The organism is Zobellia laminariae (assembly GCF_030553095.1).
Lineage (GTDB): Bacteria > Bacteroidota > Bacteroidia > Flavobacteriales > Flavobacteriaceae > Zobellia > Zobellia laminariae.
The window spans coordinates 344,106-366,303 of sequence record NZ_CP130738.1; the positions used below are offsets into that span (position 1 = coordinate 344,106).

General features: G+C 39.6%; 18 protein-coding genes and 4 pseudogenes. 1 reads left to right on the forward strand and 21 read right to left on the reverse strand.

Translation table 11 applies throughout. The annotated features are described in order from the left end of the window. The 21 genes and pseudogenes from Q5W13_RS01770 to Q5W13_RS01870 all read right to left on the reverse strand — a co-directional run bounded on the left by Q5W13_RS01770 (position 1) and on the right by Q5W13_RS01870 (position 21,279). A complete protein-coding gene (locus tag Q5W13_RS01770; RefSeq protein ID WP_304445179.1) occupies positions 1–2,502 on the reverse strand; it encodes a heavy metal translocating P-type ATPase in 2,502 nt (833 codons plus the stop codon). A 27-nt stretch (positions 2,503–2,529) separates the two neighbouring features. Next, entirely contained in the window at positions 2,530–2,790 is a 261-nt protein-coding gene (locus tag Q5W13_RS01775; RefSeq protein WP_304445180.1) for a heavy metal-binding domain-containing protein, read from the reverse strand. Between the two features lie 10 nt (positions 2,791–2,800). Further along, positions 2,801–4,021: a TolC family protein gene (locus tag Q5W13_RS01780; protein ID WP_304445181.1), complete on the reverse strand. Its 1,221-nt coding sequence runs from the start codon at positions 4,019–4,021 to the stop codon at positions 2,801–2,803. Beyond that, positions 4,021–7,776: pseudogene (locus Q5W13_RS01785) on the reverse strand (efflux RND transporter permease subunit). The gene Q5W13_RS01780 and the pseudogene Q5W13_RS01785 overlap by 1 nt, the downstream one beginning before the upstream one ends. A gap of 119 nt (positions 7,777–7,895) precedes the next feature. Next, a complete protein-coding gene (locus Q5W13_RS01790) occupies positions 7,896–8,324 on the reverse strand; it encodes an HYC_CC_PP family protein (RefSeq protein ID WP_304445182.1) in 429 nt (142 codons plus the stop codon). Positions 8,325–8,383: 59 nt separating this feature from the next. Then, entirely contained in the window at positions 8,384–10,351 is a 1,968-nt protein-coding gene (locus tag Q5W13_RS01795) for a heavy metal translocating P-type ATPase (RefSeq protein ID WP_304445183.1), read from the reverse strand. Next, complete coding sequence (locus tag Q5W13_RS01800) at positions 10,351–10,722, reverse strand: DUF3703 domain-containing protein (RefSeq protein WP_304445184.1); 372 nt, start codon at positions 10,720–10,722, stop codon at positions 10,351–10,353. The genes Q5W13_RS01795 and Q5W13_RS01800 overlap by 1 nt, the downstream gene beginning before the upstream one ends. 57 nt (positions 10,723–10,779) lie before the next feature. Next, entirely contained in the window at positions 10,780–11,196 is a 417-nt protein-coding gene (locus Q5W13_RS01805) for a Fur family transcriptional regulator (protein WP_304445185.1), read from the reverse strand. An 11-nt stretch (positions 11,197–11,207) separates the two neighbouring features. Continuing rightward, a complete protein-coding gene (locus tag Q5W13_RS01810; RefSeq protein ID WP_304445186.1) occupies positions 11,208–11,546 on the reverse strand; it encodes a hypothetical protein in 339 nt (112 codons plus the stop codon). Positions 11,547–11,564: 18 nt separating this feature from the next. Then, complete coding sequence (locus Q5W13_RS01815; RefSeq protein ID WP_304445187.1) at positions 11,565–13,391, reverse strand: TonB-dependent receptor; 1,827 nt, start codon at positions 13,389–13,391, stop codon at positions 11,565–11,567. Between the two features lie 60 nt (positions 13,392–13,451). Next, positions 13,452–13,768, reverse strand: a pseudogene (locus tag Q5W13_RS24520) (DUF6660 family protein). Positions 13,769–13,861: 93 nt separating this feature from the next. Next, positions 13,862–14,347: a recombinase family protein gene (locus tag Q5W13_RS01820; RefSeq protein ID WP_304445188.1), complete on the reverse strand. Its 486-nt coding sequence runs from the start codon at positions 14,345–14,347 to the stop codon at positions 13,862–13,864. Beyond that, complete coding sequence (locus Q5W13_RS01825; protein ID WP_304445189.1) at positions 14,310–14,426, reverse strand: recombinase family protein; 117 nt, start codon at positions 14,424–14,426, stop codon at positions 14,310–14,312. The genes Q5W13_RS01820 and Q5W13_RS01825 overlap by 38 nt, the downstream gene beginning before the upstream one ends. A 49-nt stretch (positions 14,427–14,475) precedes the next feature. Next, positions 14,476–15,081 carry a DUF4138 domain-containing protein gene (locus Q5W13_RS01830; protein WP_304445190.1) on the reverse strand — a complete coding sequence of 202 codons (606 nt, stop codon included), beginning with the start codon at positions 15,079–15,081 and terminating at the stop codon, positions 14,476–14,478. Then, positions 15,039–15,305 (reverse strand): hypothetical protein, encoded by a 267-nt coding sequence (locus Q5W13_RS01835; RefSeq protein WP_304445191.1) that lies wholly within the window; start codon positions 15,303–15,305, stop codon positions 15,039–15,041. The genes Q5W13_RS01830 and Q5W13_RS01835 overlap by 43 nt, the downstream gene beginning before the upstream one ends. Continuing rightward, positions 15,302–16,231: a conjugative transposon protein TraM gene (gene traM, locus Q5W13_RS01840; protein WP_304445192.1), complete on the reverse strand. Its 930-nt coding sequence runs from the start codon at positions 16,229–16,231 to the stop codon at positions 15,302–15,304. The genes Q5W13_RS01835 and traM overlap by 4 nt, the downstream gene beginning before the upstream one ends. Then, positions 16,221–16,835, reverse strand: coding sequence for a conjugal transfer protein TraK (locus Q5W13_RS01845; protein ID WP_304446589.1), 615 nt, complete (start codon positions 16,833–16,835; stop codon positions 16,221–16,223). The genes traM and Q5W13_RS01845 overlap by 11 nt, the downstream gene beginning before the upstream one ends. A gap of 20 nt (positions 16,836–16,855) precedes the next feature. Next, positions 16,856–17,686, reverse strand: a complete 831-nt coding sequence (locus Q5W13_RS01850; RefSeq protein WP_304445193.1) for a hypothetical protein — start codon at positions 17,684–17,686, stop codon at positions 16,856–16,858. 11 nt (positions 17,687–17,697) lie between these two features. Continuing rightward, on the reverse strand, positions 17,698–18,279 hold the full coding sequence (locus Q5W13_RS01855; RefSeq protein ID WP_304445194.1) for a conjugal transfer protein: 582 nt from the start codon (positions 18,277–18,279) through the stop codon (positions 17,698–17,700). Positions 18,280–18,291: 12 nt separating this feature from the next. After that, positions 18,292–20,719, reverse strand: a pseudogene (locus tag Q5W13_RS01860) (TraG family conjugative transposon ATPase). A 270-nt stretch (positions 20,720–20,989) separates the two neighbouring features. Further along, positions 20,990–21,279: pseudogene (locus tag Q5W13_RS01870) on the reverse strand (hypothetical protein). A gap of 184 nt (positions 21,280–21,463) precedes the next feature. Here Q5W13_RS01870 and Q5W13_RS01875 point away from each other — a divergent pair. After that, the gene (locus Q5W13_RS01875; RefSeq protein ID WP_304445196.1) at positions 21,464–22,096 is read left to right on the forward strand and encodes an N-acetylmuramoyl-L-alanine amidase family protein; all 633 of its coding nucleotides are present in this window, start codon (positions 21,464–21,466) and stop codon (positions 22,094–22,096) included. Positions 22,097–22,198: the final 102 nt, after the last annotated feature.

The following is a 22,198-nucleotide window of genomic DNA, read 5'->3' on the forward strand; positions in this document are numbered from 1 at the left end:
CTAATTAATTGATTTTGTTTTGAGTCTGAGCGCATTTACAATTACCGAAACTGAACTAAAACTCATTGCTAATGCGGCTATCATTGGGGATAAGAGAATTCCAAAAACAGGAAATAAAACCCCTGCCGCTATGGGTATACCAAGTGTGTTATATATCAAAGCGAAAAATAGATTTTGCTTGATATTCCGCATAACTTTATCACTTAAATTCCTTGCTTTTACAATGCCATGTAAATCCCCTCTTACTAGGGTAATCATTGCACTCTCAATGGCTACATCTGTTCCAGTACCCATTGCGATACCTACGTCACTTTTGGCGAGTGCCGGCGCGTCATTGATTCCATCGCCTGCCATTGCCACAACGTGTCCTTCTTCTTGTAACTTTTTGACTTCTTCCATTTTATTTTCCGGTAACATTCCAGCCTTGAAGTTTGCTAGGTTTAGTTCGTTAGCAACGGCTTGTGCAGTATCATGATTATCACCGGTAAGCATTATTACTGAAATACCTTTGTCCTGAAGTTCTTTGATTGCTTTGGCACTCGTAGTTTTAATTTTATCACCTATCACAACATATCCAGCAACTTCACCATCTACTGCCAGATAGGAAACGGTTTTCCCTTGTTTTTGAAATGATTGTGCTTCGGCTTCCATTTCTGATGATATTGTTGCATTGGCATACTCCATCATCTTTGCATTTCCTAAATCAAGTTTTTTTCCTTCAACCGTTCCTTCTACTCCTTTTCCTATAACCGCGCTAAAATCAGCTACTTTAAGGATTTCTATTTTTTGTTCTTTCCCATACTTAACAGTAGCTTCCGCAAGTGGATGTTCGCTAGAACTGTTCAAAGAGGCTATAAGTTGGGTTATTTCACTTTCTGAAAATGAATCGTTAAACGAACCCATTTTTTCAACTGTTGGTTTTCCTTCAGTAATCGTTCCTGTCTTATCAACTATCAAAGTATCTACCTCATCCATTTTCTCTAAAGCTTCGGCGTTCTTTATTAGCACACCGTTCTGCGCCCCTTTACCAACACCTACCATTACTGACATTGGTGTCGCTAACCCTAAAGCACAGGGACAAGCTATAATCAATACCGCAATAGCATTTACAAGCGCATATACATAAGCAGGTTCTGGACCCCAAATTGCCCAAACCGCAAATGTGATAACTGCAATGATTACAACTACTGGCACAAAATATCCTGAAACGGTATCCGCTAGTTTTTGAATGGGTGCACGACTTCGACTAGCATCGTTCACCATATGTATGATTTGGGAAAGCAAGGTATCGCTGCCTACTTTTTCGGCTTTCATTAAGAATGACTGGTTTCCGTTGATTGTTCCGCTACTTACTTTGTCACCTTCAGCTTTGTTCACGGGAATAGGTTCACCTGAGATCATTGATTCATCTACGGTGGTATGACCTTCTGTAATCACACCGTCCACAGGAATTTTATCGCCCGGCTTCACACGTAGCACATCTCCTTTTTGGATTTGGTTAATGGAAACTTCTTCTTCATTGCCATCAACGACCCGCACCGCGGTGTTAGGTGCTAATTTCAATAGTTCTTTTACGGCTGAATTGGTTTTACTATGCGCTCTAGCTTCTAAAACCTGACCCATTAAAACTAAGGTGAGTATTACTGTAGCTGCTTCAAAATAGACATGTACTGCTCCTGAATCAGTTTTAAATTGTTCAGGAAAGAAATCAGGAAACAGCATCCCAAATACACTAAACAACCAAGCTACACCGGCACCGATACCGATGAGTGTGAACATATTTAGATTCCAAGTTTTGATACTTTTATAAGCACGTTCAAAGAACATCCACGTAGCATAAAACACGACAGGGATTGAAAGTGCAAACTGAATCCAATTCCACCATTTCTGCTCCATTATACTGTAGAGTGGATTGTTGGGAATCATTTCACTCATGGCTATCAAGAAAATCGGCAAGGTAAAGGCTACAGCTATCAAGAATTTCTTCAATAGTTTTTTATAGGTCTTCTCTTCTGCGGAAAGGTCTGGTTGCAACGGCACTAAATCCATTCCGCAAATGGGACATGCTCCAGCTTCATCTTTAACTATTTCGGGATGCATTGGGCACGTCCATTGTTCTGAAGTTGTTGCAGATAAACTTTGCTCTTCGACCAAATCCATTCCGCACACAGGACAATCACCAGATTTGTCGTAAGTCTTATCACCTTCACAATGCATCGGACAATAAAATGTTCCTGTTCCTTTACCCTTAAGTTTTTCCTTTTTTGTCTCTTTCGTTCTATGATGCTTGTCAAGTTTATGAATGCTGTATGCGCCACCATCATCTTGCATGGCCTTCTGAAAAGTTTCAATAGGAATGTGCGAATCCATTTCTATAGATGCTTCCGCCTTTTCTAAATCTACGGAGACGCCCATCACACCTTCCACTTTAGAAAGCGTTTGCTCTACGTGATTACGACAACCGTTGCAGGTCATTCCGAGTATATGATAGGTGTGTTTCATTTTAGTGATTATTTGAAGTATCAACTTCTAATTATGGGTATGTCCGTTTGCTTTGTGGTCTTCGTTCATTACGTAGGTCATTCCGCATTTTGGGCAAGTTCCTTCTGTATCACTACCGCTTCCTTCGCAATGCATTGGACAAACGTAAGCCGAAGTATATTCCGTTCCTTGATTCTCAGCACTTGTTTCCGTTTCTGTTCCTGCTTCTTTTTTATTGTCTTTGCATGAGGTTATTGTCATGGATGCAATTACTACCATTGCTGCTAAAATTATTCTAAGATTTTTCATTGTTTTTTGTTTATTGAGTTATTAAATAATTGATTACCGCACTTTGTGCATAGTATGCTGTTATAGCACTTATTTGATTGATTTGAAATTTTAATTGTAATTCCTGAATATCAAGAACATCATTAAAATCAATAGTTCCGGTTTCATAATTTTTGATGAGGATTTCTTCTGCATCATTAGCCTGTTTCAGGTTTTTATCTTGGGTGTTATATTTAATCTTGGCCTGATTGCGTTGAGATATTGCTTGAGCGAAAGCAGACTCCAAGACATTTAAGCGACTTTCTTTTTGAGATGTTATTTCAAGCTGCCTGAGTTCGTTCTGTTTTGAAGTAGACTTGTACTTATTATTAAAAAGAGGAACCGAAACCGAAACCATTGGCATAAAAATATCCTTACCATTATCGCTAAAACTCATATCAGGTCGCCCGGAAACAGGGACATAATCCAATCCAAAACCAATCATAGGGTTGCGTTCAGCTTGATTCAATTCTTCTGATTGCACTACGGATTCATAGAGTTTGTCATATTTAAGCAATTCTGGATTAAGCGCTAAGGCATCCTCAGTAAACACGTCATTTTCATTTGGGAGTATTAATTTTTCAAGAATAGCTACTCCGGTAGTTCCATCTCTATTAAGTAATTTATTAAAGGTTGTCTGCTCGCCTAAATACCCTTCATTTAACACTTCTTTTTGCTGCTGCAACTCATTTTGTCTAATCTGTAATTTCAATACGTCTACTGCTGATGCCTTTCCAACTTCCACAGAAGTAAGTGCCAGTTTTTCATAAGTTTTCAATAACTGAATATTCTCATCAAGTACTTTTTGTTTTTCCATTATACTGTAGAGTCTATAATAGGATTGAGAAATCGAAAGTGCCAGTTTGCGCTTTGCAATCACGATTTCTACATATTCTGAATCGGCCATTGCGCTAGCGTAATTTTCTCTAGCCGTAATGGTACCGAACCAAGGCAACATTTGTCTCGCGGAAAATCGAGCACGTTGGGCACCCGTTCTAGTTTCGGGTTCACTCACAAAATAGCCTGCGCTGAATTCTGTATTGGGAATCCAATCGGCTTCGTTTATTTTTTCTTCTGCTATGTTATGACGAAGATTGTAAGCCTGAATCTCTGGACTATTACCTTCTGCCTCGTTAATAAATGATTGTAATTGTTGTGCTTTCGCAAAAGCGGAAACAAACAAAAGACAGATAACGATATTTATAGTTCTCATTAGTTTGCTCTTTTTAGTTTGAATTCTTCTCTCCAACTGTACAAGACCGGTACAATAAAATAGGATGTAATATCAATCACCATTCCTCCAAAAATTGGGATGGCCATTGGTATCATGATATCACTTCCTTTTCCTGTGGATGTTAATACGGGAAGTAAAGCAAGAATTGTAGTTACTGTAGTCATTAGACAAGGACGTATTCGCTTTTTCGCAGCTTCTAATGCTGAATGTCTAATACCCTTTTCATCTGTTGGTTTATCACGGTCAAAGGTTTGTGTGAGGTAGGTTGCCATTACCACACCGTCATCGGTAGCAATACCGAATAGCGCAATGAACCCGACCCATACTGCTACACTCAGATTGATAGTTTTCATATTGAATAGGTCACGCATATTCTCTCCAAACAAATTAAAATTGAAGAACCAGTCTTGACCATACAACCAAATCATAATGAAACCACCTGCAAAAGCCACCGTGATTCCTGTAAAGACCATAAGTGAAGTAGAAACAGATTTGAACTGGAAATACAAAATCAAGAAAATGATTGCTAGTGCCAGCGGAACTACAACTGAAAGAGTTTTCTCTGCTCGCAGCTGGTTTTCATAGGTTCCAGTAAATTGATAACTAATTCCTTTAGGAACGGTTAATTCTCCAGCAGCGATTTTTTCCTTGATTAATGCCTGAGCATTTTCTACGACATCTACTTCAGCAAAACCATCAAGCTTATCGAATAGTACATATCCGATTAGGAACGTATCTTCACTTTTAATCACTTGCGGACCTTGTTCGTAACGTATGTCAACGAGTTCTCCCAATGGCACAGGACTTCCTTTTTCTACAGGAACATAAATCTTTTTAAGGTCTTCTTCATTGCCACGTAATTCTCTTGGGTAACGCACACGAACTCCATAACGCTCACGACCTTCAACTGTCTGCGTCAAAGGCATTCCGCCAACAGCTACCTTTAGAATTTGCTGAACATCCATAATCGATATCCCATACCGCGCTAGTTGCTCTCTTTTTATATCAATTAATAAATACGGTTTACCCACAATACGGTCTGCAAAAACAGCCTGCTCTTTGACACCTTCAGCTTGTTTTAGAATACCTTCTAACTCTAGACCAAAGGCCTCGATTTGGGCTAAATCTTGCCCTTTGACCTTGATTCCCATTGGAGCTCGCATTCCCGTTTGCAACATTACCAATCTGGTTTCAATGGGTTGTAATTTAGGCGCAGAAGTTACCTAGAATTTGGTTACCTTAACGATTTCATTCCATATATCATCTGGATTATTAATCTCTGGTCGCCAATTACGATAGAATTCGCCATCTTCATCTTCAACCAAATGCTTCGAATGAATAGCAAATGGGTCTCTTAATCTTGATGCATCGTAACTCGAATTTTCACTATCTATATACGTATTTGGGTTGATAACAAGATTACCATCTTTCAGCACAAAAAGCCCGTCGTCATTTATTCTATAGCGTTGCTTTTTACCCTTTGTATTATGCATGTATTCAGATTTATACTGAATCATATTTTCATACATGGATAGCGGTGCCGGGTCGAGTGCGGATTCTGTTCTGCCAGATTTACCTACCACCGTTTCTATTTCGGGAATGGTAGCAACTGCCATATCCAGTTGTTGCAATACCCGTTTATTCTCTGCTACACCTGCATGTGGTAAAGAAGTGGGCATTAAAAGGAACGAGCCTTCATTCAGGGATGGCATAAATTCCTTTCCGGTGTTATTCATAATCCACACACCAGAAATAAGTACTGTTGCAGGAATGATTAGGAACAGAAGTTTATTTGCTAATGCCCATTCCAAGATCTGACCATAGTACATCTTTAGAACAGAAAATATCCCTAGAACTCCAAAGCAAATTAGCGCTACAAAAATCAAGTTGACAAATACACTTCTATCAAAGCCTAAGGGTCTCCAATATTCTGCAAGCAGAAATATGATAGCAGCTGAGGATATAATAATGTTAATGAGATTTACTTTTTTCTTGTCAAGATTACCCCTTAAATTTAAAAGTCCCGTTACACCAAAAGCAATCAAAACAATCCCTAACCAATAGCCCGAAATTATTGCGATTGTTCCCAATACTAAAAGTGAAATTTGAAGTACATAGCTAAACGAAGATTTTAAATTCTTCTTTCTGAATAGATAGGCGGCCAATGGTGGAATTATGAATAAGGCGATAACCAATGAAGCCGATAGCGCCATTGTTTTTGTAAAAGCAAGGGGACGGAATAGCTTTCCTTCTGCACCAATCATAGTAAATACAGGTACAAAACTTATAATGGTAGTTAGGACTGCAGTTAAGATTGCTCCAGAAACTTCAGAAGTGGCATTATAGATAATTTCATTTGTGGTGTATTCAGTTCCGCTTTCGCTAAAACGCAACTTTTTATCATCTATATGCCGTATCATGTTTTCGGCTAGAATAACACCAACATCGACCATGGTACCAATAGCGATGGCGATACCTGAAAGCGCTACTATATTAGCATCTACATTAAAGATTTTCATGGCAACAAAAACCATCAAAACAGCAACTGGTAATAGTCCAGAAATTAAAATAGACGCCCTTAAATTGAAGACCATTATGATAATTACCAAAATGGTAATTAGTATTTCTAATGTCAATGCTTCATTAAGTGTATCGAGTGTTTCTTCAATCAGCTCTGTACGGTCGTAAAAAGGAACAACGGTCAATTGAGATGTACGGCCATCTGCCAATACTTTTGAAGGTAGGCCATCTTTAAGTTCATCAATTTGTGCTTTTACATTCGTGATGACTTCCAAAGGGTTTGCACCATAGCGAGCAACAACGACACCACCAACGACTTCTGCACCTTCCTTATCCAAAATACCCCGTCTGGTTGCTGGCCCAAGACTTACCTTGGCTACATCCTTAATTCGAAGTGCTGTGAAATTTTCAGAAGAAACAACTGCATTTTCTAAATCCGCAATAGACTTGACATATCCCAATCCGCGAACCAGATATTCAGCTTGGTTTATTTCTAAGGTCTGCGCACCTATATCTTGATTGCTCTCCTTTACTGCTTTTACAATTTGACTTAAGCCAATTTTATATTGGCGCATTTTTTCAGGATTAACATCAACTTGATATTCCTGTACATAACCACCAATAGAAGCGACCTCCGAAACACCACTAGCACCTGAAAGCGCATATTTCACATAGTAGTCTTGAATACTGCGTAGTTCCTGTAAATCCCATCCGCCAGTTACATTTCCCTTTTCATCACGCCCTTCTAAAGTGTACCAATAGATTTGTCCTAATCCTGTCGCATCAGGACCCAAAGCTGGGTTTAAACCTTCGGGCAATAGATTAGCCGGTAATGAATTTAGCTTTTCTAGTATGCGACTGCGTGACCAATAAAACTCAATATCTTCTTCAAAAATGATATAGATACTAGAAAAACCGAACATAGAAGAACTACGAATCGTTTTTACATAAGGTATACCTAGTAATGAAGTAGTTAGCGGGTATGTAATTTGGTCCTCAATATCCTGTGGAGAACGACCTTCCCATTTCGTAAAAACAATTTGTTGATTTTCACCAATATCTGGAATAGCATCTACTGCTACGGGGTTTGAAGGCAGAAAGCCTGTATTCCAACCAAACGGTGCATTTACAATACCCCAACCTACAAATAAGGCGAGCATTAATACTGCAACGAGTTTGTTCTCGATAAGGAATTTAATAGCTTTATTAAGCATGTGATTTGATAATTAAACAGTTATGAAAGATTTGAACTTCTAAAAAACAGAAAAACAAACACAACAAATTGAGCCCTAAACGATAGCTATCGCAGGGCGTATTTAATACTGTTTAATAATCAGATAAGGAAAGTCTGGTCTAGAATTTGAACATCCCGTAATAGTGGAGGCGGGACATAGTCTCTAAACGGAGTTATATTTTCGTCTACCGCATCAAAGAGATTTATAAAGGAATAAGCAAAAGAATAAACAAATTGTTGCTGTTCAAAAGTAAGGTTGTCGAATGAGATTTTTAAATCATCTTGACCCTCAACTGTAACTTCTATATCGGAACAACAGCTTGTCTCGGTCTCCATTTCCATAACTTCACAAGAACTAGAGTCTTTCGACTTTTTTGCTTTCATCATGCAGGTGTCTACCTTGTCGAACATACTGAAATCTACCAAATGGTCACCACAGTAATGCATATCCACAGAGAAAGACATGGTGGATAATAGCACAATAAGTGCCATTAAAGTAGAGGTGATTTTATGTAGTGTTTCTTTCATTCGTTAAACAAAACTACGAAATATTACAATTTGTTGTGCCCTTTAACAATACTTTACATTTAATTCCACCTCATCTTCTGCAATCGCACCGCGTTGAGAATTGCAAGTAATGCCACACCCACATCGGCAAAAACAGCTTCCCACATTGTTGCGAGACCACCTGCACCCAAAATAAGTACTATGATTTTAACTCCAAAAGCTAAGGCAATATTCTGCCATACGATACTTCTTGTTGAGCGACCTATTTTAATGGCCCGTGCAATCTTTGATGGTTGGTCATTTTGAATGATAACGTCAGCTGTTTCAATAGCCACGTCACTTCCTAAGCCTCCCATTGCAATTCCTACATCACTTACAGCCAAAACAGGAGCATCGTTGATACCATCGCCTATAAAGGCAACCTTTGTATCCGGTTGCGCTTTGAGCTTTTCTACTTCATTGAGTTTATCTTCAGGTAATAAGCCACCCTTTGCCCAATCGATGCCTAGCTCTTTCGCAACTTTTTGGGTAATGGAATCTTTATCCCCAGAAAGCATAATGATTTTGGAAATTCCCGATTCCCTAATTTGTTTTATGGCTTGATGTGTATCTTCTTTCAACTCGTCTGCTATAGTCACGTAACCCGCAAATTTTCCGTCAATGGCGACCATTACAATTGATTCTACGATATTATCCGTTTCTGAAGGCACTTCTATTTTGTTCGAGGTCATTAAGGCTTTGTTGCCAACCAAAACAGATTTCCCATTAACAGTTCCTTTCAATCCCTTTCCAGCAACTTCTGAGACATCGGTCGCTTCAAAATCCACACCTTCGGCTTTATATTCCAGAATTGCTTTTGCAATCGGATGGGTAGATTGTTCTTCCATGGCCATTAGATACTGCATAAATTCAGCTTCTGTAAAAGACGAGCTGTTTACTACTTCCTTAATCTTAAATACCCCCTTAGTAACCGTTCCCGTTTTGTCCATTACAACAGTATTCACTTTTGTCATTGCATCGAGAAAGGACGCGCCCTTGAAAAGGATACCGTTTCGGGACGCTGCACCCAAACCACCGAAATAACCCAAAGGAATAGAAATGACCAATGCACAGGGACAGGAAATCACAAGGAATATCAAAGCCCTATAAAGCCAATCTCTAAATACATAATCATCAACAAAGAAATAGGGAAGCAACGTTAGACCTATAGCGAGAAAAACAACGATAGGTGTATAAACACGAGCAAATTTTCTAATGAAAAGTTCGGTTTTAGATTTGCGAGCGGTTGCATTTTGAACCATATCGAGTATACGTGCAATAGAACTATCTTTAAATTCTTTGGTAGTTTCCACTTCTATTACTCCATCGAGATTAATACTTCCAGCAAACACAGATGCGCCTTTCTGGAGGGTATCGGGTTTGCTTTCTCCCGTAAGGGCTGCGGTATTAAAAGAACCTTTTTCTGAAAGCAGAATTCCATCTAGAGGTACTTTCTCGCCTACACGTACTTGAATTTTTTCGCCTATCGCTACAGTTTCAGGATTAACAGAAATGAAGTCGCCATTACGCGATACCAGAGCTTCATTAGGTCGTACATCTAATAATGCCTTGATGTTTCCTTTTGCCCGATTAACGGCTGCTTGTTGGAATAATTCGCCAACTGCATAGAACAACATTACGGCCACGCCTTCGGGATATTCGCCTATCGCAAAAGCTCCCAAAGTGGCAATGGACATCAATAGAAATTCCGTGAAGAAATCTCCATTTTTGATACTGTTCCATCCTTCCTTGATTACTGGAAACCCTACTGGAATGTAAGCTATCGTGTACCAAACAATTCTGACCCATCCCTTGAAAAAAGGAATAGCATCGAAATAATCAACCGCAATACCTATCATTAGCATTACAAAGCTGAAAACCGCCGGCAGATACGTTCTGAAATTGGATGCTTCTTCTGGACTGCTGTGATTGTGTCCGTCATCGTGACTGTGCCCCCCTAAATGTTCTTTGGTATCAAGGTCTCTTAAGTTTAGTTTTTTCTTTTTCATTAACCTTTTCTGTAATTATTCAAAATAAGAGTTAAGTTTTGTGGTATTTCCATCTTCTTCATAGGTGGTACATTACTTCCACCTGTATTTCCAAGCGGAACATGGTCTATAAAGGATTTCCAACCCCCGACTAAAAGTCGTATCACTTGTCCAAGAACTTCTTTAATATTTCTCTGACTGAACCCAAATTTCAACATTAACCAATGCGTATAACTATGCTCCATGGGGTATGACTGGCCTAGAATATGAGAACGTTCGAGATGATGCCACGCCATCGGTAAATCGTTCTTTTGAAGGAATGAACGATACTGTTCAAGCTCTTTTAAGTAATGTCCTTTTAGTCCGCTCGGAATAGTTGTGTTGAATTTCATGGGTTACTACTTTTTTTAATGCAAGGTACATTATGGAATCATGCAACAGAAGTGCATTTATCGACCGCTACATTTGTCACAGATTCCCTTCAATACCAAATTCGCATCTTCTGCAATGTAACCGTCCGGAAGATTGATATGTGGAATTTTATGTTCCGTAAGACAGACCGTTTCCTTACAGTTGTTACAATGGAAATGAAGGTGCAAATCCTGTTCGATGGCACAATTACAACCTTCTTCACATAGTGCATATTTAGTCATGCCCGTACCATCGTCTATCTGATGAACTATCGCTTTATCCTCGAACGTCTTTAGGGTTCTATACAAAGTTGTCCTATCTGCCTTTGCAAAAGCGTTTTCGATGTCAGATAGGGTTTTGGCCGTTTCGCTTTCGGCCAAGAATCGGAAGACCAACAAACGCATTGCCGTAGGGCGGACCCCTTTTTCTTCCATAAATTTATCTGCTTGTATCATTGTATTGTCAGTTAATCGTTGTCTTCGTTTCCAAATGGTTTAAAAATAAGGCCTACGCTAAAGATAAATCCGTCCGTGGGGGCATAGATTTCTGGAAAGGTAGGATTTTCGTGTGGGGGCAATACCAAAGGAGAGAATCGGCTCTGCCTCCTGTCCGTGAAATTTTCAAAATTAATGAATGTACTTCCCCACTTAAAATTGCGCATCAACAAAAGCCCCATGGTTACGAAATCAGTAGTTTCCGCTCCATTGGATAGTAATTGTTTTCCTGTGTAATAGGTCTCATACCCTATACGCCATTTTTCGGATTCATACATTAAAATACTCCCCGCATTATGCTTGGCGGTCAAGGGTTTTTGAGGATTGCCTTAAGGTAAATAATTCAATCTCGCGTCAATAAGCGCGTAGTTTAAGAACCATCGAAAATCCCTGAAGGTGAATTTGATATTCGTTTCCGAACCCTTGCTCAAGATTTCCCCCGTCGCATTTTCAAACTGGAACTGGCCATTGTCCAAAGAGTTGAGCAATAGGCCATTTCTGATTGCGGTCAAATAAAATAATTGATTGACCGAAAAGCCCAGCTCGTCCGATAATCTTGTTTGATAATTAAAATCAAGGTTCAGACCGTACGACCGTTCGGCTTTCATAGTTTCCCTATCGATTGGAAGTACGTCCCTGAAATTGATGAACTCTGCTTCTTCCGTAAATATATCAGGGATTTTATATCCCAGTCCACCACCAATCCTACTTGAAAAACTAGTATCAGATTTGTAAAGCAAGGAGACCCTCGGGAGTGGAAAGAATCCCCAATCCTCAGCGTAATCTGTTCGAACACCTGTTTCAAGAATCCATCGGTCCGAAAGGTCATAGATACTATTTGCGAATAGTCCATACGTAATATCGCGTTGATCACGTTCAACTGGATTCTCCATTTCATCAAATGATGTAGTGTAAAGGTTAGCTCCCAAGACCCAATCTGATGTTAAGCCCTGTTTCTGATATGAGGCCTCTGAAAAAGTGTTCCATTGCGTTCCTTTGAAAGATAGGTCAGGGATTTCGAGACTTCTATCAAAAAACGCAATGCTATTCTTGACTGAAATGGATTGGGTCGAGTCCAAATGGGTTTCGAATACAGCTTGTGTGCTGATTCGCTTTGAAAGGTTTTCTTCAGTATACTGATGTATTCCATTTTCACCCTCTTCAATCTTGGTAATATCACCTCCTTGTCTATCATCGTATGTTCCGTTGATACCAAACCACACCGTAGTTTTTTCAGAAGGATAATAGAACAATTTGGGGTTGAAACTTAAGGAACGGGTACGAGGAAGATTACTGAATCCATCATCTTCAGGGTCAAAGGCTTTTTGTAAATGACCAGAGCCGTAAAGTGTCCATCCCCATTTTTCGTTACGTTCGCTATAAAAAATATTGGCCGTGCTTCCCAAAGCCTGGGTCTGGGTTAGCATGATATCAAGTTCGGGTTCTTCGTTAGGGGTTTTGGAAACCATATTGACCAAACCCGCTATGGCTCCACCACCATATAATGTGGAAGAACTTCCCTTTATAATTTCAAACTGTCTCAAATCTAACGGTGGTATTTGTAGGATACTCAAACCGCTTGAAAAACCACCGTAGAGCGGAAAACCATCTCGAAGGAGCTGGGTGTAACGACCGTCCAAACCCTGTATCCGAATATTGGTGTTGGCACTACTCAATGAAGTCTGTTGCATCTGGATTCCCGTACTTTCACGAAGTACCATGGAAATATTAGTTGGGTTCATTATCGCTTTTTCCCCTAATTCCTCAACCCCGATATACTCTATTCGGGTCGGTATCCTTTGTATGGTTCGGGTGCTTCTTGAGGACCGTACTACCACTTCATCTAAAGCGTTTGCGCTTTCTTTCAAATAAAATACCCAATCGTCTCCTGTAGGTACAACAATATTGGCTTCCAAAGTCTCGAAGCCCAAGTACGAGATTTGGAGATTGTATTGACCGTCGGGTACATCCTCTAATAAGGCTATACCATCAAAATCGGTAGTCACTCCCTTATCCAGACTCTCAATGTAAATGGTCGCCCCGAATAAAGGTTCTTTTTCTTCTGCTGTAAAAATATTGATTTTCAGAGTATTCTGTGCATAACCGAATGCACAGCAAATGAGCATAAGCCAAAGGCTTATTGCATATTTAATCATAGTAATTTGATTTTAATTGACTAATTTTTTTGGAGGGCGATGATGTCATCGCATATGTAATTAGCCAATAATCTTGGGAGGTTGAAAGAGGGTAAATACCGGGTCTTCGCTTACGCTTTCAAAATGGGAAAAACTTTCTTGTATGACTTTAGGTTCGATAGGCTCAAAAATATCCAAATCAAAAACAATGGTGTGCGAATGACAGCAATGGCATTGACAAATGGTGAGCAAAGTTCGCACTCACCGTGATTTTGATTATGGTCCAAACCCACTTGAAACTCGGTTGTTGATGAATCGGAAATTTGAGCATCATCGCCACAGGGCACTACGTTGAGTGCCAAAAAATATAAGGATAGTATAACCGCTATAAATTTCACAATGCAAAGATAGACGATTTCCAATGCAACTGGATTGCAAATGTAGTTGGGATGTAATTTGTTTAGAACAGGTAGTATCGTAAAAGGAACCAATTATAGGACTTTTTCAACACGATAAAAGGAGCTCTTACTTATACCAGCTTTTTCACAAGCCGTTTTTATAGGCAGGTCTTGTTTATCATATAGATATTTTGCAAAATGATATTTCTCAATGGTTTCTTTTTTAGAGCCAGTTGGCCTGCCCAATAATTTATTTCGTTTTATGGCGTTGGCAAGTCCCACTTTAGTTCTTTCACTGATAAGGTTTCTTTCGAATTCTGCAACGGCAGCAAATATATGCAGTAAGAACTTACCGTTTGCCGAGGCGGTATCGAACTCTAGTTCGCTTAAGCTTTTAAAGTGAACCCCTGCCTGATTAAACTTATCTATAAGCTCAACCATATTTTTTAAAGAACGAAAAACTCGGTCATTTTTATATACGATAACCGTGTCCCCTTCCCGCATATATTTGATTAATTCATTTAGCCCTTTTCTATCACTCTTAAGCAACGCTAGCAACGTCCTTATATATTTTTTCACAACCGGCATTTTTAAGTAGGTCTATCTGAGACTCTAAATTTTGCTCTTGAGTTGACACTCTGGCGTATCCAAATATCATGACATATTTTTGTTAAATTATCGCTAGTTATAATTCGTTTTAGAGGCTGTCAGTCGTGGACCAGTTGTAGTAATCTATTACCGTGATACTCTTTGAGTTCCAACAGAAGTTTTTCCTTATCCCCAAGGGTAAATTTAGGGACCGTTAATATGAAACTTTGGCTCCCCCCAACTCTAATTATTTCTGGAAGATTATGTTTATAAATTGGCCTTATCTCTTTCTTTTGAAAAGATGATTTTCTCCGCTTGTTTCCATTTACTTTAAAAAGTTTCAGGTAATCCAGTTCAAAATCAATTCCAGATTTGTTCTTAATTTCGATTAAAGCATAAACCTCGGTTCGGTCATAAATAAAATCTTTGAGGCGCAATACGAGGCCATTTTTCCGTTTTCGTTTCAGACTGTTTTGATTTCGTTTCATATGGTATGAACTGAATCTGCTAAAATATTCCTCACGGTTTTTAAGTGTATCGATTGTAATTTTCGACAGTACTTTCTTCTCTATAGTTTTCGTTCCAATATTCACAAATGGAAAAGGTCTCAAAGGCTTTTCCATACCGATGCTCTCATCCGTATTCACGAAATAATTTACTGTATCCAACGCCTTTCGATAGGCTAACGCGTACGAGTAAATACTACCGTTGGAAGTGACGACCAATAGATTACTTTTTTTACCGGACAGGCCTTGTAAAAACCTACGTGCTGAGGATTATCTTTATTATGACTAAACGTAAAACTTTCAGAACCTACAACCGCTTGTCTAATAGTATTTGGAAAGAACAAAGCAACAACCTGATTCTCGTTCGCGTAAATTGTCTTTATTTTTTGGGCTTTGACAGCAAAGGTCATTACCAAAGACAATAAAAATAGAAGATATCTCATAAACTTGGTTTTAAAATAAGTTGATATTGATTGTAAATAGTCGCCCTAACATTTCGGTTGTTGCGGCGAAAAACCTGTTTTATTCCACCTATCTGTGGAACACCAGGAATGTTGATATCTTGTACGATATCATCCAGCACTTCTCCCCTAGCCTCGGCTTGAATACTGTTTTTGATGTAGATACCCTCATTACCATCCAGAAGATCATAAGCTTTTAGGGAAACCGGCTTATTATCGATATTGGTAATTCGTATGAAAACCCGATTGGCCTTAAAACTTACAAAGCCATACACCAATGAATTTCGAGGAATCAACTGGTCGTTTATCATCGCTTCAACGGCCATCCTAAGCTCTAACCGCTCTTCATTCCGCACCGTTTGCTCTCCATTGACCTCAACTAAGATAAAGGCATCTGTATTTGAAGTTACTGTATCAATTGGCTTAGTTTCGACTTTTTGTTCAATGCTAAAAAAAGCGCTGTGGGCTTCAGAAAAATTTGGTATGGCCAAATCCTCATTTTCTTTGATTGAACTGTTCCGGGAATCGCTGCCTTTGGCATAATCGCTTGGCGAATTGCGAACCGTACCTGCATCATAGTTTATTCTACCTTCCCTATAAATACTATCAACAATTCGTTGCCGCTCTTTTTCTTCGTACAATGGGTCGAATGTTCCTGTAGAATCTAGCATTGATTCATCGTAAATACTCGGTGCATTTGATTCGCGAACTTCCTTGAGGTCATTGATGGCATCTAGTTTAGAGGAATATTCTTTCTGTTCTTCCTGAAGTTCTGGCACCTCAGGTTGGGTAAGTTCGGTTTCCAATGCGTCCTTTTCACCTGTAACTTGAACGGTGTAAAAAACTAAGAACCCAAATACGGCCACTACGATACCTATAAAGACGATCTTCTTCTTATCAATTTTCATTGTTCATTTTCTTTAGGGAGTTTTCAAAAAAGTTAGTTATCAAAAGGCCGTGGGTATTGTTCGGGAAATTTCGGTCTACCCGAATCAAATTCCCTGTCGTAATCAATTGGTAACGGTCGGTTACGGAGCCTCTATTGATTTCAAATAGCGTTTCGGTTCTAAAGGCTATGGTCTTGTTGGAAAGTGTCAACTCTGTATTGATGCTGATAATTTGCTCAACCAATGAGTATTGCATTAAGCGATTATAAACCCCATCGGCCTTTTTTTGACGGTATACGTTGTCTACCGTGCTATCGCCCAGCCAAAGGGCTTTCTCCAAGTTCTTGATGTAATTCGATTCATCTATTCCGTAGAAATAATTATGGAACAGCTCCAAATGGGAAAGGGCCTCAACCTCGATATTTTCATTTTGGGACACCAACTTTAGCGGAATTACAGAACCATCCGTATTAACGGCAAAAGCACTATTCAACATCTTTGTATTAAAGCGGTAGACCATTAGCATTGATATACTACTGGTCAATAAACTGGCAGTAACTACCGCTAAAACGATAAATCGATTAGTTTTAAGTACTGCATAAATATTCCTGTAAGGTGTCTTGATAGTTTTCATTTATAATTTTTTTAGGATACGAACAATCGAAACGTAAAACTGGTTGCTCGTTTGTAAAGTTTGAATTTCAGCAACAGTATGAAACCGACCCCGGCCAATTCGATAAGTGGAGCAAACAGTTCGCTGCCAAAATCGGTTCCGAAAAGATTAGGCCAAAAATTATCGGTAATTTCTTGATAGAGTCCATTTACAAATACATTGACCAAGAAAAAAGCAGGTACGATCATGTAAACGGCAGCATACAACTTGAAGAAACGATACCCCATTTCACGGAATTTTTCAAAGACCGCCATACTAATGACCAAAGGGAAAAAGGCTTGCATGATACCAAGCAAAAAATAACGCTCGGCCAAGAACAAGGGATAAATAAAAAGATCTAGTACCCATAGGAACATTCCCAACATATAGGCCAAGGTTCGTATTCCCAAGAATGGTGTTGTCAGGTATTCGTACAATAGTCCCATAGCTTTTGTAGTGGCATCCAAAAGACCCAAATCTTCCTCGACTACGATATCCTGCATTTCCATAGGCAACAGAATTGGCGCGGTGCCCCTGTACTGACCCTCTACAGCTACCAAAATAGCATCAAAGGCTGCTAGCACTTCGGTTGAAAAAATGACTACCAGTACAACCGCAAAGTTTTTGATCAGGTCGGTAGGGGTCAATCCCCAAGTCAGTCCTTGGCGGGTAGCCCCTCCTTCGTAGTATTTTTTTAGAATATTGATGAGGAAGAACAATACCGCAAGCACCTTCATACCACCAATGGTATAGCTGGCAAAGTCACTATCCTTGATGGTCTGAAAGACGGCATCTACATATTCCAATCCAATTGATAAAAACATTTAGATCGTTATTAGTAGTTGGTTTCCCTATTATTGACTTTGTCCTGCATTTCCCTGAAGGAAATAATAATCTTGTACCTCTTGTTCTTTAGCGTAATATCAGCAACCATCTTTTTAGACTCGTCGCGATGCTCTTCCAGAATAGCTAGACGTTCTGCATCGTTCAGCTTTAAAAAATCGTTGGAAAGCACTTGGTTCATAAACTCCAAGTTCCGAAGTGAACCATCAATGATGGAATTAAAAGCATTGGAGACCGCGTCTATTTCGTCCGGATGAATGTACGGGGAATTCAAAATACTCCTCAGATCATTTCTTACCATATTGACCAAGGCTTCGTTGTTTGCGTTGATTTCCTTTAACGCTTCGTATTGTTTGACAGCGTTATTCACCTTTTCTATTGTTTCCTTTGCCTGTTTTAAAAACTTGACAGTCTTGATCATTTCCGAGGTCTGCTTAGCGGACTCAAATAGTTGCTTCACGAGGGAAATAAAACTTACGTTGTCATAAACGGGCATCCCTTGCGCCTTCATTTGTCCCGTACCCATAATGAGTAGGAAAGCTGATACGATAATTGTTTTGATTGTAATTTTCATGATGTTCTATTTTTAAGTGATTGCATATGATTTTTGGAATTTCTGTTTTACGAATTCGATAATAGCAGATTCCATATTTTGGGTTTTTTTATAAATGGCCATTATGGCCTCATTCTCTGAGCCGTCCGTAAGGTAGGCCGCGTAAACTTCGGGCGGCACTTCCAAGCGGAAGATGTTGCTCTCCTTCCCTATCTTGATGAAGATTTCGGTATATTTCCGTTCGCCCTTTAAATCGTTCTTGATAGACTTCAATTGATTCAAATCATGGCTCGAAAGGCTTAAACGCTTTACCAGTTCGTCATAGCCCTTCTCGTTTCGAAGGCTATAGATGACTTGGGTATTTTCGAGAATACTGGCAGAAGTAGAATTGCTAGGCAGTTGATTGATAGACTGAAGTATAATGCCGATTGCGCCGTTCTGTTTCCGAATAGCTTGATAATAGAATTCGACGCTTTCCAGCACATTATCGAATTTAAGCTGTTTGGCGAACTCATCGAACAAGATGATTCCCTTTTCCGCTCGATTGCGCCAAATGGTACGTTGTATAGCCGACTTGATGAGCTTGAGCATTACGGACAACACTTCCTTGTTATCCTTTACTTCATCCAATTCAAAAACGATCAAGCGTTTGTCCTCAATTTTATAGGATTGATCTTCGCTAACCTCAAAGAGAAAACTGTATAGTCCGTCCCCTACATACTCGGACATAATGTGCAGAAAATTAGTGGTGTTGAAATACGCTTTATCAATGGAAAGATCCTCCAGTAAAGTTTCCTTTTTGTCCCTGACAAAATTGTAGAAAGCATCCAAGGAGTGGGTTTTATCGGCATTGCTCTTATAGTAGTATTGAAGGATTTTCTTCAAAGCGACTTCCTGTGCTTTGGCGACCTTAAGACCCGAGGCGAAGAGCTCTAAAAGAAAGACCGTAAAATCTTCCAACCGCTCCGGGCTTAGGTCATGTAGACTGTTGACGTAAAAGGGATTAATACCCAAATTCTTCCCTTGCTCATACCTCAGCGTAATGTATTGATCAGGGTATAGTTTGGCAAACTTTGTATAGCTGCCTCCAAGATCGATAATGACCAACCGTACCCCGCTCTCGAAGTACTGCCGAAGGATATTATTGGCAAGAAACGATTTGCCCTCTCCCGTGGGAGCGAAAATGGCAAAGTTCCGAGCCTTGATACGTTTCTTTTTTTCGTCCCAAACATCCTTCAGAACTGGGATGTTGTGTTGTCTATCATTGAAGATGATACCGGTAACATCCGATTTGTAATTGGTGTTGTTGATGAGCAGACATAACGCATGTTTTAAATCAGTAACATATAAATCTTCGTCCGCGAAATTGGAGGAGAAGCAACAGTAGCTATTGAGCAAATAGTTTTTACGCTCTTCACCTTTCGGATAGTAGGGCACAATATCAAGTTCCTTGAACTCGGTCTTTATTTTTGAGGCGATTCTTGAGAGGGCTTCTTTTCGGGAATTCCAGAAAACCACATTCAAGTGACCGCGAATAATCCTTAGCATTGTCATCTTGATTGATTTGATCTAGGATGACGTTAATTTTTTCATGAACGACCTTGTTCTGTGTTCCGAAACTGGAACTTTTGCTCAATTCTTCGATGCGCTTTTCCAACAGCTTTCGCCATTTGTGCTTATCGTCCAAATAGATAAGCTGGTTGACAATATGGTTTTCGTTGAAGTTGAGTCCTAACCCATCGATAAAGCCTTGGTGGAAGATAAAATCATCGGAGGTAAAGGCATCATTGGTCTTACTACTGCCAACGCCGTCCCCAAAGCAGAGTTCATTATTTACCGCTAATACATCGAAGAAGTGATCTCCGATCTGCGCATGGTCTTTGTTCAGAACAAAATCGGTATCGAAACCTTGATTGAATCCGTTGAAAAAATCATCGGTCAGGGCAAGGATTTCCTTTTCTACAAGCGGTGTGAAATCTAGCTTATAACTATTATTGAGAAAACCCACAGAATCGCGAACCGATGCAGTAAAACTAGCTACGGCATCGCTCATTTTATCGGGAAGCGTTTTTGGAATACCTTTGAACGGGTTTACGTACTTCGATTTGTTGAGTCCTTTGTTCTTTGGCCAGATAAAAAATAGATAAGACTCATGAGATATATAATCTCTACCCTTAAAATGTGCGTGTGTCGCCTTCTCCAAAAAAGTACTGTTCGGCAATTGATCTGCTGAATATTGAAGCTTCTGGAAAATATCCTGTTTGTGAATGACCGTTCCCGCAGGGAGTGACTTTAAGGCTTGAAACCAACTACCGTGTAAATCCTCAAAATCTTTTTCCGAGAGGGAATAGACTTCCGGCAAATCGGCCTTATAGCACAATACTATGTTGCCATTATTGGCATAGACCAGATTATCCTGTATATCCGCTATCGGATAGTGTTGTGTCAAATTAATCCTCATAGTTCAGTAAACTGGTTTTTTTGTTTGAAATGGACTTCGGAAATACCTTGCCGATATACAGTAAATGGGGTTGGTTCGTTAGCTTTAAGAGCACCACATAGAGTATTCCGTTCGTGATAGCTGCGCATAACACCAATACAAGACTAAAGGAGAAGATGACGACCAAAAGCGAGCCGATGACCCCCAACATCTGTAAAGCGAACAATGCTACCGGAAGCCCGAATATCAAAGCCCGCTTACGAATGTTTCGATAAATGCGATAGCCCTTCATTACACGACTAGGGTTATCAAGTAGGTAAAGATGCCAACTACGGCACCGGCTATAAGTACAAAGACCAATACCCGTGTAATCCCCTTTTTAAGGTCCGCATTCTCGCCAAAGAAATGTCCTGCACATTAAATAGGAACCCCACCAAAAAGATAACTCCGAGGATTATTGGAAAAATAGTCCGTATCGTATCCGAGATGTCAGCTACAGAATCTTCAATACCTCCAATTTGTGCATAGGTTGGTGCGGTTGACAAGAGCAACAGCAAAAGCGTTTTACTTAGTTTTTTCATAACTGTTCGTTTTGTGCCTGATGAGGGCGGTTGATGAATAATTCTTTGTGAAATTTCTAAAGGATGGAAGGAGATGCAGAGAATCGACTAAAAATTAACAGTCGGGAACGTTAAAATTTGACGGATTTTAAACGATATGCACAAATCGATGATAATTGTGCAACACGCACTTAAATTTTAACGAATGAAGTCAAGTAAGTTTTATCTCATAGTGGGGATGTTGTTAGGGTCAGTTTACGTAACCAACGGTCAAGAACGAACGAACCGAAAAACTGTAGTCATTGATCCCGGCCATGGAGGTATCGATTCAGGTGCCACAGCCGTCAATGGTTTACAAGAAAAGGATGTAGTATTCAAAATTACCATGGAAGTAATTCGTTTGAACCGCGAACTTTATAATGACACTTTGGAGCTATACAGTACAAGATATTCAGACACGCTTATTTCTTTAGGAGACCGAACCAAACTGGCCAGATCACTAAAACCGGATGCCTTTGTTTCCATCCATTGCAATCAGGCCGTTAGAAAAACGGCTCAAGGAGTTGAAGTATACTTTGATGGATATGATAAAAAATCAGAAACCTTAGCAAGGCTTTTTTCGCAGGGACTAAATGAAAAACTAGGATTTAGAACTAGAGGTGTTAAGCATGGTAATTTCCAAGTGCTACGAGAAACGCCCAAACTACCGAGCGTACTGCTGGAATTGGGCTTTTTGTCTAATTGGGAAGAGGCGGAATATACTGGAAAAGAAACTAGTATTTCAGGTAAGGCGGTATTGATTATAGAAACCCTAACAACGTTTTTATATGATGATTGAAATTCTGAAAAGCTTGACCCAGGTCTTGAAAGCTATTATAAAAGCATTTGCTAAAGTGCTTTGGGAGGTCTTAAAAAGGAAATAACACGCCACATTAACTTT

Bases quoted from the DNA above. Each gene is read 5' to 3' on its own strand.
- Q5W13_RS01795 (WP_304445183.1), bottom strand. From the start codon at position 10,351: ATGAAAAAGAAAAAACTAAACTTAAGAGACCTTGATACCAAAGAACAT.
- Q5W13_RS01770 (WP_304445179.1), bottom strand. From the start codon at position 2,502: ATGAAACACACCTATCATATACTCGGAATGACCTGCAACGGTTGTCGT.
- Q5W13_RS01790 (WP_304445182.1), bottom strand. From the start codon at position 8,324: ATGAAAGAAACACTACATAAAATCACCTCTACTTTAATGGCACTTATT.
- Q5W13_RS01775 (WP_304445180.1), bottom strand. From the start codon at position 2,790: ATGAAAAATCTTAGAATAATTTTAGCAGCAATGGTAGTAATTGCATCC.
- Q5W13_RS01805 (WP_304445185.1), bottom strand. From the start codon at position 11,196: ATGATACAAGCAGATAAATTTATGGAAGAAAAAGGGGTCCGCCCTACG.
- Q5W13_RS01850 (WP_304445193.1), bottom strand. From the start codon at position 17,686: ATGTTTTTATCAATTGGATTGGAATATGTAGATGCCGTCTTTCAGACC.
- Q5W13_RS01835 (WP_304445191.1), bottom strand. From the start codon at position 15,305: ATGAGATATCTTCTATTTTTATTGTCTTTGGTAATGACCTTTGCTGTC.
- traM (WP_304445192.1), bottom strand. From the start codon at position 16,231: ATGAAAATTGATAAGAAGAAGATCGTCTTTATAGGTATCGTAGTGGCC.
- Q5W13_RS01800 (WP_304445184.1), bottom strand. From the start codon at position 10,722: ATGAAATTCAACACAACTATTCCGAGCGGACTAAAAGGACATTACTTA.
- Q5W13_RS01875 (WP_304445196.1), top strand. From the start codon at position 21,464: ATGAAGTCAAGTAAGTTTTATCTCATAGTGGGGATGTTGTTAGGGTCA.
- Q5W13_RS01815 (WP_304445187.1), bottom strand. From the start codon at position 13,391: ATGATTAAATATGCAATAAGCCTTTGGCTTATGCTCATTTGCTGTGCA.
- Q5W13_RS01825 (WP_304445189.1), bottom strand. From the start codon at position 14,426: ATGATATTTGGATACGCCAGAGTGTCAACTCAAGAGCAAAATTTAGAG.
- Q5W13_RS01780 (WP_304445181.1), bottom strand. From the start codon at position 4,021: ATGAGAACTATAAATATCGTTATCTGTCTTTTGTTTGTTTCCGCTTTT.
- Q5W13_RS01855 (WP_304445194.1), bottom strand. From the start codon at position 18,279: ATGAAAATTACAATCAAAACAATTATCGTATCAGCTTTCCTACTCATT.